We start from the raw sequence: 13,053 nt of genomic DNA, 5'->3' as shown, positions 1-13,053 counted from the left end.
CCAGGGGCGCGATGGCTGGCCGCGTTCTGTTTGGGGTCGCCCCTCGGCGAGAGGATTTCGGCATGACTTGTTCAGCACTGCTTCGCGTCGAGGGCCTGGAGCACCGCCGCGCTGAACGCGTCGCCGACCTCCTTCGAATCGAACACACAGGTCGGCGTGTACTGGACCTTGCCGTCCCGCCTGATGGTCTCGCCGTCGCGGCCGAGCTGCGCCTTGCCGGGCAATCCCACCCAGCGACGCCCGCCGCTCTCATTCACGGTGCAATCACGGATCGTGAGCCGCATCGCCGGGATGCGCACCGTCACGAAGCCCCGCAAGCTGCCGCGCTCCAAGGGTTTGAAGTCGGCGATCTCGACTGCCAGCTTGCCGCCTGCCATCACCGTACTCCCATGATGGTCTTGATCCGCTCGAAGGCCCGCGGCGGGTCGCCGGGCACGCCGTCGTTGAAGGGGTCGAGGCCGTTGCGCTCGCGCATCAGCACGATGCGGCGGCCGATCAGGCTCAGGAGGTCGGCGCGATCGTCGGCGGACATCCCGTGGATCCACGCCGCGGCCTCGATGCGCGCGATCAGCGCTTCCGCGTCGGTCAGCCTCATGGTTTTCATGAAGCGGTCCGGCTCGCGGATGGCCTCGCCGTTCGGCCCGTCAAGCAGGGCTTGCATCTTCTGGCGCTTCCAGGCCCGGTAGAGCTTGGACAGCTTCTCGTCCTCGCGAAGCTTCTTCTCGGCCTCGCCACCGCCCGGCTTGCCGCGCCGGGCCGGGTGCCTAGGCTCTCGGGAGCCGGGAAGGCGGGCGCGGCGGCGCGCCGGGGGATCGGTCTGGAGCTCCGCCATGCTCAGAAGCCGGTCGTCGGCTCGGCCGCCGGCGGAACGCGCGGTCCGAACCCGGCTTCACGCATCGCGCGCACCGCGCCATCGACGTCGCGGACCACCACCACGGGGAAACCGCGGTCGCGCAACTTCGGGATCAGGCGCCGCTGCTCCGCGCTAAGCGAGCCGCCGGGCGCCTTCACCTCCATCAGGAGGAGGCGGCCGTCACGGCCGTAGGCGATCAGGTCGGGGTGGCCGGACTCGACGCCCTCGGCTCGGAGGTCGACCGCCTCGCGCTTGCCGCGCCGCCCGCCGTTCGGGACCGCCACCACGACGGCATCGAAGCTGCCGCGCAGCCGTCCGACGATGGCGACCTGGATGTCGTGCTCGGGGCGGGCGCGGGCGGCCATCACGCGCTCTCCGCGACGGCGTCGGAGGCGCGCAGGATGGCGGCGCGTAGCCGCAGGTTCTCCGCGGTGAGGCGCGCGACCTCATCCTCGACGGCGAGAAGATCGCGTTCCTCGCGGGCGAGGTGGGCCCGCATGAATGCGGTGTAGGCCGCAGCCACCACGGCGTGATCGGCCGGGTTCTCGCTCTCGGCCGCGCAGCGCTTGGCGTCGACCCAGGCCCGGAACAGCCGGTCCCGATAGGCTTTCTCGGAGCCGCCGCCCTCAGCGGGCGGCGCGAGGACCTCCGCGGCCATCATCGGGCCGCTCCACCGGTGGGGCGGCAGATCGTGGCGAGACGGGTTCGCGCATTCGCGAGATCAGCCTCCGCCGCCGCGATTTCACCTGCCAGATCAGATCGACCAAGAGCCCGAGCAGCCGCCAGCGTCGTTTCAAGCTCATGAACCTCACTCCGGGCGACGGCGACGCGGGCCTCGATAAGGGCGTCGAGCCACTGCCCCAACGTTTCACGCGCCCGGTGGCGCGCGGACCAGAACACACCCCGCGGGATCCCGTGGCGCCTTTCCAGATTGCTCCGCGCCGCAGGGCGCGCAATGCCGCCGGAGGCCTCGCGGTCCTCCAGCCACTGCGCCAGATCGCGGGCGAGGACCGCCCCATCTGTCAACGTCGCGCTCAACGGTCCACTCCGGTGCAACAGATTTTTGCCGGACACGCAAAGGCCTCCGTGGTCGATTGGCACTCGACAGCAGGGAGCTCTTCGCAATGGGGGTACGGAACAGTAGCGATCAACCTGGGATCAGTGCGCTCGGCAGCAAGATCTTGGCGGGTCATTCCACCAGGTGCACTGAGAACAACAAGAAGAAGCGGAAGGAACACGACCGGCAGCAGAACCGCCGGCACGCGCCCTGGGAGAGGTGCAATACCCCGAGCCGGGGCGTGGTGATGCGGCGGTGAGGTCAGCATGACTGGAGAGCAGGCAGGCCCTGCACCGGGGATGTTGATCGCAGATAACGAGAACGAACCGCCATCCACGAGGCGGCGGTCACCTGACCGAGGCTCAGTGCCTCGATCGCAACGACCACATGGATGGGCGGCTCGCGCTCACCGGCTTCCCACCGCTGCCACGTGCGAGCGGGGTTGCGGCCCTTCAGGCCAGCTGCAGCAGCGGCCCGCGCCTGCGAGTAGCCAACACTTTTGCGCCATGCCTGAGGTGTCATGGCGCGATATAGTCATATCGGCTATGACGCGGTCAAGGGGTCTTATAGCCGATGTGGATATGGTGGCTGGCGAGCGGCTAAGCGACACAGGCTGTATGAAGCAGAAGCGCAACCCGAATCGGATCAATGAACTTCGCCTCAACAGGAAGTGGAGCCAGAGCGAGCTTGCCGAGAAGGCCGGCGCTCACTGGGTCACGATCTCGAAGCTCGAACGCGGTGAGATGCGGCTGACCCAGGACTGGATGAAGCGTCTCGCTGACGCATTGGGTGTTGAACCAGCGGAGCTTATAGCAGATGCCCCGCTTACTAGGACAGTATATGTCTCGGGAAATTTGAATGACAAAGGTATTGCAGATAATTTAACGCTCGAAAACGACCAGCCGATGCCGTTCCAAATTGCCTTGGGCGCCAAAGAGCCAGATAGAACGGTCTGGTATTTCGTTAATACGGACGCATATTATCCAATTATGAGCAATGGTGATTTGATAAGATTTACATATCCTGCATTTAATCATCCTAGCACATACTTACACAAACTTTGCTTGGTGGAGATCCAAGAAAGTGGCGACAGAGATGATGTGCCAAAAACAAAAAAGATCGTCGGCGTTCTAAGTCCATCACAGCTGAGCGGCCGCTACGACGTGCAGATCGCCGGCGCCGCTCCGCTGCGAGGGGTTGTGGTGGTGGACGCAGCTCCCGCTTCGATGATCGTCCTTTCGCCTGCCCACGTGCAGGACGAGGATGGCTATCCGCTTCCATAGCCGAATCGGCTTTACATTCTTAGCTGATATGGCTATATGACATCCACCGCCTCGGTGGGAGGTGGTGGAGGCCCGTCGTGCTCCCCAACCTGATCCCCTTCATTCCCGTCCTGATCGTCGCCGCCGCATGGGGCGTCGGTCACCACCTCACCCGTCGCATGGAGAGGTGAGAGATGGGATCGCTCACCACCTTCGACTTCGAAGCCAAGCCGCTGCGCTTGGTCGACCGGGACGGCGAGAGCTGGTTCGTCGCCGCCGACGCTGCCATCATTCTCGGACACCGGGACGCTGAGAAGCTGACCCGCACGCTCGACGAAGACGAGAAGGGTACCCACACGGTGGGTACCCCTGGAGGCGAGCAGACGGTCGCGATCATCAGCGAGGCGGGCCTGTACCGGGCTATCCTCCAGCGCCGGGCGACGAACTCCGTCCCACCCGAGATCCGGCAGACCATCACCCGCTTCCAACGCTGGGTCTTCCACGAGGTGCTGCCGAGCATCCGCCGGACCGGCACCTACGCGCCGGCCGAGCAGTCCGAAGCGCCCGGGGTCGCCAGCGCCTTCCGCAGCTACTTCTCCATCGGCGAGTTGATCGGCCTCGACCGCAACCAAGCGGCGCTGGCGGCCAACCGGGCGACGCGCACCACGACCGGTGTCGATCCGCTGGCGCTGATGGGCGCGACCCATCTCCTGGCGCCGCAGCAGGCCCCGCTTCTCACCCCGACCGACCTTGGCAAGGAACTCGGCGGCCTCTCGGCCATCGCGGTCAACAACCTGCTGGCGGACCGCGGCTTCCAAGAGGGGCGGCGCGACGCCAAGGATCGGCCCTTCTGGGTTCCTACCGCCACGGGCAAGCCCTTCGCTGTCTTCCTCGACACCGGCAAAAAGCACTCAGACGGTACGCCCGTGCGGCAGCTTAAGTGGTCGCGGGATATTGTTCCTCTTCTTCATTCGGAACTGTCATCATCGGGTTGAGGACGATCTTTCTTGTCAGCGCTCTTGCGGGCGTCGATTTTCGCTAGACCGCTTCTAATGTTCTCAATTGATAACCCATCTTCTGTTGGTAAATCTTCAGGATTTCTATAAACAAACGATGCAGTAAATAACAATCTCATGATTTCTTCGTTATCCATGACAAGATCAAAAAGAGCTAAAGCAAGTGGTTTGAGTATGCGTATTCTTTGTATATAAGGCAGATCGGCCATTTTTTCTTCATCTAATTCACTTACATGTTCATGAAGAGTAAGAACTGCTTTTTTATGATTTTCTATCAACTGATCCATATTTGAATCTAAAGCGATACCAAGTTGGCATAATCTACGAATAGCCTCGGCTCTCGACTTAATTCTATTTGCGAACATCCAGTCTTCAACCGCCTTCACTTCAGAAGGGGTCATCATGATCGGGATGCGCTGGTCTTTGAGTTCGTCGGCCATGGGCCTCTCATAGCCGACTGGCACAAGTTGCACAACTCCGCTTGACGGGCACGCACAGCCGTGTTCCGTTTGAGCAAGTTGCACAAGTCGCACAACCTGCCCAACCGGCACAGGAGCGTGTCATGTACCACGAGGCGCGGTCACGGAATGGCAGTACCTCCCCAGGCGACCTGGGACGAATGCTGGGTGAGGCGGTGCGCTTGCACCGGAGGATCGACGAGGCGTCGTCGGAGGTGAAGGGCGACCGCGACAAGGAGATGGAGCGCGAGCGGGCGATGGAGCTCGTGTCGCGCCGGATCGAGGCGCTGCAGGAGGCGATCAGCCATGGGCGAGCCAGGACGCTCTCCGACGCGCTGGCGCAGACGGTGATCGCCTACGGCATCGCATCGCGCATCGACGAGGATCCGGACGTCAACCTCAAGCAGGCATGCGCCGAACTCCATCGGGTGCTGTTCTCAATCGCCAGCGCACTGGAGGCCCACACCGGTCTCACGGTGAAGGCGCTCGGCGCCGACTACATAATGCCGGCCTGGGCCGACTACCTTGCGCCCTGGTATGCGCCGGACGGCATCGTGAAGCTCGGCCTGCCGTTCGACCCGCCGCCGGTCGCCGAGGTGAGCACCTTCACCGCCGAGCTCATACGGCTCGAGCGCGAATACCTCGACTGGTTGGGCGTCTACGACCGGGCATGCGACCTGAAGGAGAACAGGGGCGCACCGGCCACTCTCCTGCCTGGGCTCGAATCCGCCACCAAGCACGCTGTCCGGAAGCAGCGCGAGGCCATGCGGTTCATGTCCGCCATCCCGGGCAACACGGCACTCGACCTCGGCCTGAAGGCCCGCGTCATCGCCCGCGAGGTCGCCGAATGGTGGGATGACGAAGACATCGGCGCCGGTGAGCGCGCCTGCCGGGCGCTGCTCGATGAACTGATGGCCCGGGCCGGTCTCGTGCGCGTCCCGCGTGAGGATATCACCCCGAAACACGCGGAGAGCGAGTGGATCGCGCCGGCTGCTGCGGCGGTGGCGCAGCGCGAACCGGCCCGCCAGGCCGCGCCGGTCAAGCACTCTCATCCCGCAGCCGCGTGAGAACGCCATGATCCACGTCGATCCCGCGGCCGTCGCCGCGCACCGCCACGATCCGATCTTCGCGGCGATCGAGCGCCACCGGCTCGCGCACTACGGCTTCGGCGAGGCCATCACGGCCTCCGACCCGGCGGCCATCCGGGCGCGCGGCGGCGCCACGTCACCCAGCGCGCTCGCCATCCTTGATGGCAAGCGCGACGAGGCGGACGCGGCTGATGAGCGGGCATGGCGGGAAATCTTCACCGTACAGGTCACCACCTTCGGCGGCCTCGTCGCCCTGCTCCACCACCTCGACACCTACCTTCGGAGCTACGAGGGCATGGACGACGAGCCTGAGGTGTTTGCCGCGCTCGCGGTCGTGGTGCAGGGATTGGCGCTTCCTGATGGCAGCGCGACGCCTCAGGGAGGTGCCGCGTGACCATGCGAGCCACAGGGGCGGCGCCCGACCGCGGCATCCCAGGCACGGGGATCCTCTTCGCCAATGACAGGACCTCGGTGCACGTTGACGACGTCGCGACGGTCGAGCAGGGCAGGGCGCTTCTCGATCGCCTGGACGGGGAGATCCTGAGCATCGAAGGCCAGCTTTCGGCCGCGCAGCTTCGCGGTGACGCCGATCCGGCCTGGCGGCGCCGGGCCGAGCTCGCGCTGAAGCATAAGCGGCGGATCCGCCCGCGCCTCCAAGAGCGCATAGGGGCGCTGCGGCGTGCCGAGCAGGAGGCGCGGGCCGAAGCGAACCGCGTGGCCGACCGGGCGCAGATCAACGGACAGCGGCGGGCGTTCATGGTCGCCGCCCGCGAGCTGCTCGGCCACGAGATCATGACGGAGATCTGGGCGCGGGCTGCCGAGATCCGGCCGGACGCCTTCCCCGATGGTGCAGCGGAGAGCGCAGAATGACCGGACCGTCCATGATCCACGACGGCTACATGGCGACGCCTTACGGCGTCCAGATCAAGATCTACCGGCGCACCGACTTGCCGCCGGAGCACGAGAACGCCTGGGTGTTCGACGTCGAGGCAAGCGCGCTGCTCGCCGGCATTCATGATCCGGCCCAACGCCGGCGCTTCGCCGAAGAGACTGCTCGGCAGGCGCGGCCCGGGGCCGGAGACATGCAGCAGGTGCGGTTGCGGCTGGAGGATTTCGGCGGCCACCCCGTGCCGCGGGTGCCCTTGCCGCGCCCGGACTCTCCGCTCTATCCGCGGATGCCGGCAAAGGATCTCACGCCCGTCGAGGCGTGGGTCACGGGGATGATGGACCATCCGTCTTGGCACGAGCGCGCCGAATTCTTCATTCCCCTGATCGTCGAGAACATGGCGCAGATCGGGAGCGAGCACGACCTGCTGGCCGACATGTATTACGTCGCCCTCGACACCATCATGACGGCAGCGCTGGAGCATCTGGGCGAACAGGAGATCGCCTGCATTGAGGCGGCGGCGTTCTATGCGGTGTCGATGCACGGCGAGTGGGCACAGGCGGGCCAGTCCTGGCTGCAGCCGTTCCGTGAGACTTGGCTGCGGGATTGGCTAAGGATTCACCCGGGTTTCGTCGCATTCGCGAGCGCTCTGCGGCCGGCACTCGGTCTCCCCGACTGGCTGGGAGTGGGGTGATGGCCTGCGATTGCGCCCCGATTGTCGGCCTCACGATAGCCGTCATCGGATTGACGCTCGGTGTCACCCTCTTCCTGGCCTTCGAGAGCAAGGCGAAGGGCAGGTAGGGGATGCCACGCGCCTCTGTCCGAATCGCCCAGCGCCCGACGCCCGACCTGTGGTCCGACGATGAGCCCATGACGCTCGCCGAGGCCGCCGCCGTGTTCTTCCCGCAGGGCCCGATGACGCTCTCGTCCCTGCGGACCGCCTACCGCAACGGTGATCTTGCCGTGCGGTGTGTCGCCGGCAAGATGCTGACCACGCCGCGCGCCATCCGAGAGATGACCAAGCCATGCCGGGCCGCAAAGCCAAGCCGCCACGCCTCTATCTCCGCGAGCGCGCCGGCCGCGATCCCGTCTGGGTCATTCTCCACCGAGGCGCTGAAATCAGCACAGAGTGCGGGCCAGACGACCATAGCGGAGCTGCGCGCAGCCTTGCGGCGTACATCGGGCGCCAGCACCAATCGACGCTCGGCAGTCATTCACCCGCTGACCTCGCGATCACCGACGTCCTGACCTTCTACGCGAAGGCGAAGAACCCGGGCGAGGGGGCGGGAAAGGACGCGCTCGGGCGGTATGACGAGCTGCTCGCCTACATCGCGAAGCTGCTGGAATTCTGGGGTGACAAGGCGGTCGGCGCGATCAAGGGCGCGACCTGCCGGGAATACGTCACGTGGCGCACCGCGCAGCCACTGAAGGCGGCCCGGAAGGGCAAGGCGCTGGGCAAGCGGGTCAGCGCCGCGACGGCGCGCCGAGATCTCGAGGTCCTGCGCGCGGCTGTGAACCTCTACCACGCCGAGTACACGCTGACAGCGGTGCCCAAGGTGACGCTGCCGCCGAAGTCGAGCGCGCGAGAGCGCTGGCTGACCCGCCACGAGGCAGCCCGGCTGCTCGGCGCGGCGTGCGGCCTCGTATGGGATCCGCTCTTCGGGCGATGGAAGCAGGACGGGGCCGGGCGCCTTGTGCTGCGCGACCGGGTGACCCGCACGCGCCGCCGGCACATCCGCCGCTTCATCCTGATCGGGCTCTACACCGGCACGCGCCACGAGGCTGTGGAGCGGCTGCAATGGCATCCGAACACGACCGGCGGTTGGATCGATCTAGAGCGCGGGCGCCTCTACCGGCGCGGAATCGGCGAGCGGGAGAGCCGCAAGCGCCGGCCGCCGGCCAAGATCGCGCACCGGCTGATGGCGCATGTCCGCCGCTGGGCGAAGATCGACGCGCGGCCCGAGCCGGCGCGCGAGCGGCGCAAGAGCCTGCGGGAGGAGCCGACCATCTACGTGATCCACCGGACGGACGGCTCGCCGCTCTCGACGCCGATTCGCACCGGGTGGGAGGGCTGTCTCGCCGACGCAGGCCTGGAGGACGGCATCGTGCCGCACGTGCTACGGCACACGGCCGCGACGTGGCTGATGCAAGCTGGCGTCGACCCGTGGGAGGCGGCCGGCATGCTGGGTATGACGATCGAGACGCTGCAGGGCACCTACGGGCACCACCATCCGGACTTCCAGGAGGAAGCAGCCGGCGCGTTCGGCGGTCGTCGATGATTAGCTTGGAGAGGTAATCAGGCAGGCCACAATTCTTGGGCCATTTCCTGGGCCAGCGAAATCGGGAATTCGCTAAGCTATTGATTTAATGGTCGGAGTGGCAGGATTTGAACCTGCGACCCCCACGTCCCGAACGTGGTGCGCTACCAGACTGCGCTACACTCCGAAGGCGTCGGCGCCGCCGACGTGGGGGCCTTATAGCGACGGCTTTTGCGGGCTGCAAGCGGCTTGCGTGCCCAAGCGTGACATTTCTTGCGCCGCCCTGGCGCGGCCGGCCCTCCGGCCCTCTCGAGCAGCGCCCGATCACGGTGCAACCGGGCGCGCTCTAGATCTCTGATTTTACCGCATTGTCTGCGACGAACCGGCATCCGCTTCGTCGGGCGATGCTCTAAAGATGCGCGGCGAAGCGCGCCGCTTCCCGAGCCAGGAGATAACCCGGCCGGCGCCGCAGCTCCCGGAACGGGATCAGCAGGTTTCGGGGCTCGCCGGTGCCGCGGCCTTCCAGGCGGATCCCATCCGGTGTCAGGACGGCGCGGATCTCCCTCCCGGGCGCGGCATGGCGGGCGACCGCCGCGCCGATCGCCGCGAGGCCGAGGACGATCTCCTCGGCGGTGAGGAGTCGATAGCTGTCGAGGTCATCCATCCGCATCCTCCCCGCGGGTCCGGCCCGTCCGGGCCGACATGCGGGAGCCGCATAGTCGGCGGCCGCGGCGGCGTGCAACCCGGACGCGCCGCCGCCCGGGTGCCGGGATCCCGCTTGCACGGACCGCCCGCGGTCACCCACAAGGGGCCGGTCACCGAGCCCGAGGGGAGCGCCATGCCGGATCCGATGCCGCAGAGCGAGTACTGGAACGGGGAGGTCGGGGAACGCTGGGCGCGGATGCAGGACGCGCTCGATACGGTCTTCGCGCCCCTCACGGCGGCGCTGGTCCAGGCGGCGGCGGCGCGTCCCGGCGAGCGGGTGCTCGATATCGGCTGCGGCTGCGGAGAGACGACCCTGATGACCGCCGATGCGGTCGCGCCGGGCGGTTCCGCCACCGGTCTCGATCTCTCGCGCCCGATGCTCGCCCGCGCCCGGACCCGCACCCCGGAAGCTGCGCCGGTGACCTGGATCGAGGCGGATGCGCAGATCACGGAGCTGCCCCCCGTCCACGACGTGGTGATCTCGCGCTTCGGCGTGATGTTCTTCGACGAATCGCGGGCCGCCTTCGCCAATCTGCGTCGGGCGCTGAAACCCGGGGGGCGCATCGTGCTCCTGTGCTGGCAGGGCCTGCCCGACAATCCGTGGGTGGCGGTGCCGCGCGAGGCGGTCCTGCGCGTGGCGCCCGCACCCGAGCCTCCGGCGCCGGGCGCGCCGGGCCCGTTCCGGTTCGGGGAGGCCGGCGCTCTCGCCGGCCTGCTCGCGGAGGCCGGCTTCACGGCGGTGCGCGAGCAGGCGGTGACCCGCGGGCTCACGCTCGGCCGCGACCGGGAGGAGGCCGCGCGCTTCGCGCTGACGGTGGGGCCGGTCTCGGCCCTGCTGCGGGATCTCGACGAGGCGACGCGGATGCGCGCGCGCGAGGCCGTCATCGCCGCCCTGCCGCCGACGGAGCCGGTGGTGCTCGGCGCCGCCTGCTGGCTGGTGAGCGGGACCAACCCGGCCAAGTGAGCCGGGGCGGAGACGCGGGCGGCCCGCGTCTCCGCCCCGGCGTCAGACGAGATGCGCCAGCACCGCGACACCCGACAGGGCGACCGCGGCGCCCGCCACCGGCGCCGCCGCCCGCAGGCGGCCGGCGACGAGACCGAGCCCGAGGCCCGCCCCGTGGAGGAGCGCCGTCGCGGCGACGAAGCCCGCTCCGTAGCCGAGGCCCGAGGCGGTCTCGGGCATCTCGGCCCCGTGGGCGTAGCCATGGAAGACCGCGAAGGCGCCGACGAGCGCGGCGAGCGCCGCCACCGGCAGGCCGAGCCCGAAGGCCGCTGCGAGTCCGAACGCCACGATCGAGAGCCCGATCCCGGTTTCCACGAAGGGCAGGCCGATCCCCGCCACGCCGAGGGCGCCGCCGAGGATCATCATGCCGAGGAAGGCGGCCGGCACGGCCCAGAGCGCGCGGCCCCCGCGCAGGGCCGCCAGCAGCCCCACCGCCAGCATGGCGAGCACGTGGTCGGCCCCGCCGAGCGGATGGGCGAAGCCGTGCGGGAAGCCGGCGGCCTCCACGTGGCCCGGATGGGCAAGCGCCGCCTGCGGCAGCAGCAACAGCGCGGCGGCGAGGACGGGAACGAGACGCAGGGGGATCGGACGCATGGGACGGGCTCCGTGGCTTCGGTCGTGGCCAAGCTCTTATGCAGGAGCTTATGCAAGAATCTGCGCCGCCGTCATCCGCGGCGGCGAACCAAGCGGTGATCCCGGGTCGCCGTCGAAGTTGGAGGGCCGGGCGCGGGTGCGGAGCCGGTCTCGTGATCCGGGAAAGCGGGCAACGGGGCGGCCGCGACCCCGTCGCCCGCCAGCCCGCGAATCGCATCGCGGCGTGGGCGCACGCTGCCTCGCGGGGCGATGCCGCCCCTGGCGCCGGCGCGCATCGCCCGCTAAGCGGGGGGACACGATCGGGCAACATTCCGCCACGGAGATGGGGGACGCTCGGCATCGGCGGTGACCCGAACGGCGGCGGAGAGATGTGCCCGGCACGCGTGACCATCCGGATCGTGGCCCTCCTGGGCTTGGCATGGTGCGTGTTCGCCGTCTCGCCGATGCTTGCCGTCTACGAGCTGGCGCGCGCCGTCCAGGACCAGGACACCGTCACCCTTCAGGAGCGGGTGAACCTGCGGGCCGTGCGCCTGTCGCTCCTGCGCCAGGTTGCGGCCCTCGTTCAGCCCCGCGAGCCGGCGGCGGCGGCGGCCCTGTCCCTGTCCAGCCTCGCCCTGGCGCAAGCCGCCGAGCCGATCGTCGCCGAGCTGGTGACGCCGGCGATCCTGGTCGACCTTCTGGATGACGGTTGGGTCGACCGGCTCGGGAAGGCGCCGGCCCCGCAGGGCGTGCTGCGGGCGGTCGGCTGGCGCAAGGTGTGGCCCCTGTTCATGGCGGTCGACCTGCACGGCTTCCGCCGCTTCACGCTGCGCTTCCCGCTGCGCGACAGTGCGGAGCCGCGCTTCGTCCTCCACTTCCAGATGCGCAATTGGCGCTGGCAGCTGCACGGGGTCGATCTCTCGCCGGAGCTGCTCGCGCAGGTGGCGCGCGAGATCGCGGCCCGCACCCGGCTCACGGTGACGGTTCCGGAGAGCCGGGTCCAATAGCGCCCGCCGCCGCCGCCGCGGCGGTCCGGCTCCGGCGCAATCCGCACGAGCCCCGCATCCTCACCCGGTACTCCCGGCGACAGCCGGCGTGTGCCTGCGCACGCAAAGGGGTTAGTTCTTCCGCGCTGAAGGCTCGATCCCACCGGTCAAACCCCGGTGGAAGGCCCGCGGAGTGCGAATCGTGGTCGTCAAGCCATATTCTGAATCCGCGACGAAGAAGCTTTATTCTGCTGAATCCGCGCAACACCGACTAGAATGCATCGATCGAACATTGCTGTCGGAGTTCAATGAACTCTTGTCATCTCTGTCCGAACGCATGGCCGCGATTTCGCCGTCGGCTCCGTCTTGGTTAACCTGTATCTCTCGCAAAATTGCGGTGAATCCAAGCAAGAAAATTGAATAAAATCTCATGATACCGCTGCAATATAGGCGAAATGCCGTTCTCCTGGACGGGCATGGTGCAACATGCCCGCAGATCGTGCGGTCAATTCGCCGGGTTCGATCGCGGAAATCCTATGTGCCGTTTTGACGGCACCTTCTGGTATGCGACATGATCGTCTCTCATGAAATATAATCTGCGTCATGGTCGATCGATAAACGCGCAGACAAGCTGATCACAGGTGCTTGGTGAACGGTTGCTTGACAATGATGATTGGGGAGAACAATCATCTTATCTGTCGAGGCCAATCAGAGCCCTCACATCCGGCTCGGACAAGAACAAATCCGCACGCCTTCGGCATGGAAGGCATCCGAAGTGACGTGCGGGACACGCATCGATGGGCCCGGGGCCATGGCGCCAACCGTGTAGACGGAGCTGCGCGCGCTCGCCCAACGCGTCCCGACACTGGCGATCAGACCGGTGCGGAGGCGTGACGATCAAAAGGCTC

At 67.3% G+C, this 13,053-nt stretch carries 17 protein-coding genes and 1 tRNA gene; 9 read left to right on the top strand and 9 right to left on the bottom strand.

Going from position 1 to position 13,053, the window contains the following annotated elements; all coding sequences use genetic code 11:
- Window positions 1-71: 71 nt before the first annotated feature.
- From ACE101_RS22555 to ACE101_RS22535, 5 genes are read right to left on the bottom strand one after another with little or no spacing between them, the layout of a single operon-like run.
- Window positions 72-377 carry a hypothetical protein gene (locus ACE101_RS22555; protein WP_379134355.1) on the bottom strand — a complete coding sequence of 102 codons (306 nt, stop codon included), beginning with the start codon at window positions 375-377 and terminating at the stop codon, window positions 72-74.
- A complete protein-coding gene (locus ACE101_RS22550) occupies window positions 377-832 on the bottom strand; it encodes a hypothetical protein (protein WP_379134352.1) in 456 nt (151 codons plus the stop codon). Before ACE101_RS22550 ends, ACE101_RS22555 begins: the two co-directional genes overlap by 1 nt.
- Before the next feature lie 2 nt (window positions 833-834).
- The gene (locus tag ACE101_RS22545; protein ID WP_379134350.1) at window positions 835-1,218 is read right to left on the bottom strand and encodes a VRR-NUC domain-containing protein; all 384 of its coding nucleotides are present in this window, start codon (window positions 1,216-1,218) and stop codon (window positions 835-837) included.
- A complete protein-coding gene (locus ACE101_RS22540; protein WP_379134347.1) occupies window positions 1,218-1,514 on the bottom strand; it encodes a DUF837 domain-containing protein in 297 nt (98 codons plus the stop codon). Before ACE101_RS22540 ends, ACE101_RS22545 begins: the two co-directional genes overlap by 1 nt.
- On the bottom strand, window positions 1,511-1,891 hold the full coding sequence (locus tag ACE101_RS22535; RefSeq protein ID WP_379134345.1) for a hypothetical protein: 381 nt from the start codon (window positions 1,889-1,891) through the stop codon (window positions 1,511-1,513). The genes ACE101_RS22540 and ACE101_RS22535 overlap by 4 nt, the downstream gene beginning before the upstream one ends.
- Before the next feature lie 636 nt (window positions 1,892-2,527).
- On the opposite strand from ACE101_RS22535, the gene ACE101_RS22530 reads away from it, so the two are divergent.
- A complete protein-coding gene (locus ACE101_RS22530; protein ID WP_379134342.1) occupies window positions 2,528-3,193 on the top strand; it encodes a helix-turn-helix domain-containing protein in 666 nt (221 codons plus the stop codon).
- A gap of 173 nt (window positions 3,194-3,366) precedes the next feature.
- Window positions 3,367-4,167, top strand: a complete 801-nt coding sequence (locus ACE101_RS22525) for a BRO-N domain-containing protein (RefSeq protein WP_379134339.1) — start codon at window positions 3,367-3,369, stop codon at window positions 4,165-4,167.
- On the opposite strand, the gene ACE101_RS22520 is transcribed toward ACE101_RS22525, so the two are convergent.
- Window positions 4,140-4,628 (bottom strand): hypothetical protein, encoded by a 489-nt coding sequence (locus tag ACE101_RS22520; RefSeq protein WP_379134337.1) that lies wholly within the window; start codon window positions 4,626-4,628, stop codon window positions 4,140-4,142. The genes ACE101_RS22525 and ACE101_RS22520 overlap by 28 nt on opposite strands.
- A gap of 122 nt (window positions 4,629-4,750) precedes the next feature.
- On the opposite strand from ACE101_RS22520, the gene ACE101_RS22515 reads away from it, so the two are divergent.
- The 5 genes from ACE101_RS22515 to ACE101_RS22495 all read left to right on the top strand — a co-directional run bounded on the left by ACE101_RS22515 (window position 4,751) and on the right by ACE101_RS22495 (window position 8,899).
- On the top strand, window positions 4,751-5,713 hold the full coding sequence (locus ACE101_RS22515; RefSeq protein ID WP_379134334.1) for a hypothetical protein: 963 nt from the start codon (window positions 4,751-4,753) through the stop codon (window positions 5,711-5,713).
- A 7-nt stretch (window positions 5,714-5,720) separates the two neighbouring features.
- A complete protein-coding gene (locus ACE101_RS22510; protein ID WP_379134331.1) occupies window positions 5,721-6,128 on the top strand; it encodes a hypothetical protein in 408 nt (135 codons plus the stop codon).
- A gap of 2 nt (window positions 6,129-6,130) precedes the next feature.
- Window positions 6,131-6,604: a hypothetical protein gene (locus ACE101_RS22505; protein ID WP_379138851.1), complete on the top strand. Its 474-nt coding sequence runs from the start codon at window positions 6,131-6,133 to the stop codon at window positions 6,602-6,604.
- Window positions 6,601-7,314 (top strand): hypothetical protein, encoded by a 714-nt coding sequence (locus tag ACE101_RS22500; protein WP_379134329.1) that lies wholly within the window; start codon window positions 6,601-6,603, stop codon window positions 7,312-7,314. The genes ACE101_RS22505 and ACE101_RS22500 overlap by 4 nt, the downstream gene beginning before the upstream one ends.
- Before the next feature lie 331 nt (window positions 7,315-7,645).
- On the top strand, window positions 7,646-8,899 hold the full coding sequence (locus ACE101_RS22495; RefSeq protein ID WP_379134326.1) for a tyrosine-type recombinase/integrase: 1,254 nt from the start codon (window positions 7,646-7,648) through the stop codon (window positions 8,897-8,899).
- A gap of 89 nt (window positions 8,900-8,988) precedes the next feature.
- Here the strand turns inward: ACE101_RS22495 and ACE101_RS22490 are convergent.
- Window positions 8,989-9,065, bottom strand: a tRNA-Pro gene (locus ACE101_RS22490).
- Between the two features lie 222 nt (window positions 9,066-9,287).
- Window positions 9,288-9,542: a hypothetical protein gene (locus tag ACE101_RS22485; RefSeq protein WP_379134323.1), complete on the bottom strand. Its 255-nt coding sequence runs from the start codon at window positions 9,540-9,542 to the stop codon at window positions 9,288-9,290.
- 114 nt (window positions 9,543-9,656) lie between these two features.
- On the opposite strand from ACE101_RS22485, the gene ACE101_RS22480 reads away from it, so the two are divergent.
- Window positions 9,657-10,547: a class I SAM-dependent methyltransferase gene (locus ACE101_RS22480; RefSeq protein ID WP_379134321.1), complete on the top strand. Its 891-nt coding sequence runs from the start codon at window positions 9,657-9,659 to the stop codon at window positions 10,545-10,547.
- Between the two features lie 42 nt (window positions 10,548-10,589).
- Here ACE101_RS22480 and ACE101_RS22475 read toward each other — a convergent pair whose 3' ends face one another.
- Complete coding sequence (locus ACE101_RS22475; protein WP_379134318.1) at window positions 10,590-11,180, bottom strand: HupE/UreJ family protein; 591 nt, start codon at window positions 11,178-11,180, stop codon at window positions 10,590-10,592.
- 368 nt (window positions 11,181-11,548) lie between these two features.
- Here ACE101_RS22475 and ACE101_RS22470 point away from each other — a divergent pair, with 368 nt between their 5' ends.
- Complete coding sequence (locus ACE101_RS22470; protein ID WP_379134315.1) at window positions 11,549-12,166, top strand: DUF2939 domain-containing protein; 618 nt, start codon at window positions 11,549-11,551, stop codon at window positions 12,164-12,166.
- Window positions 12,167-13,053 lie beyond the last annotated feature (887 nt).

Source organism: Methylobacterium carpenticola (assembly GCF_042748905.1).
In the GTDB taxonomy this organism is placed as follows: domain Bacteria; phylum Pseudomonadota; class Alphaproteobacteria; order Rhizobiales; family Beijerinckiaceae; genus Methylobacterium; species Methylobacterium carpenticola.
This window is presented reverse-complemented; position numbering and strand designations above follow the sequence as displayed.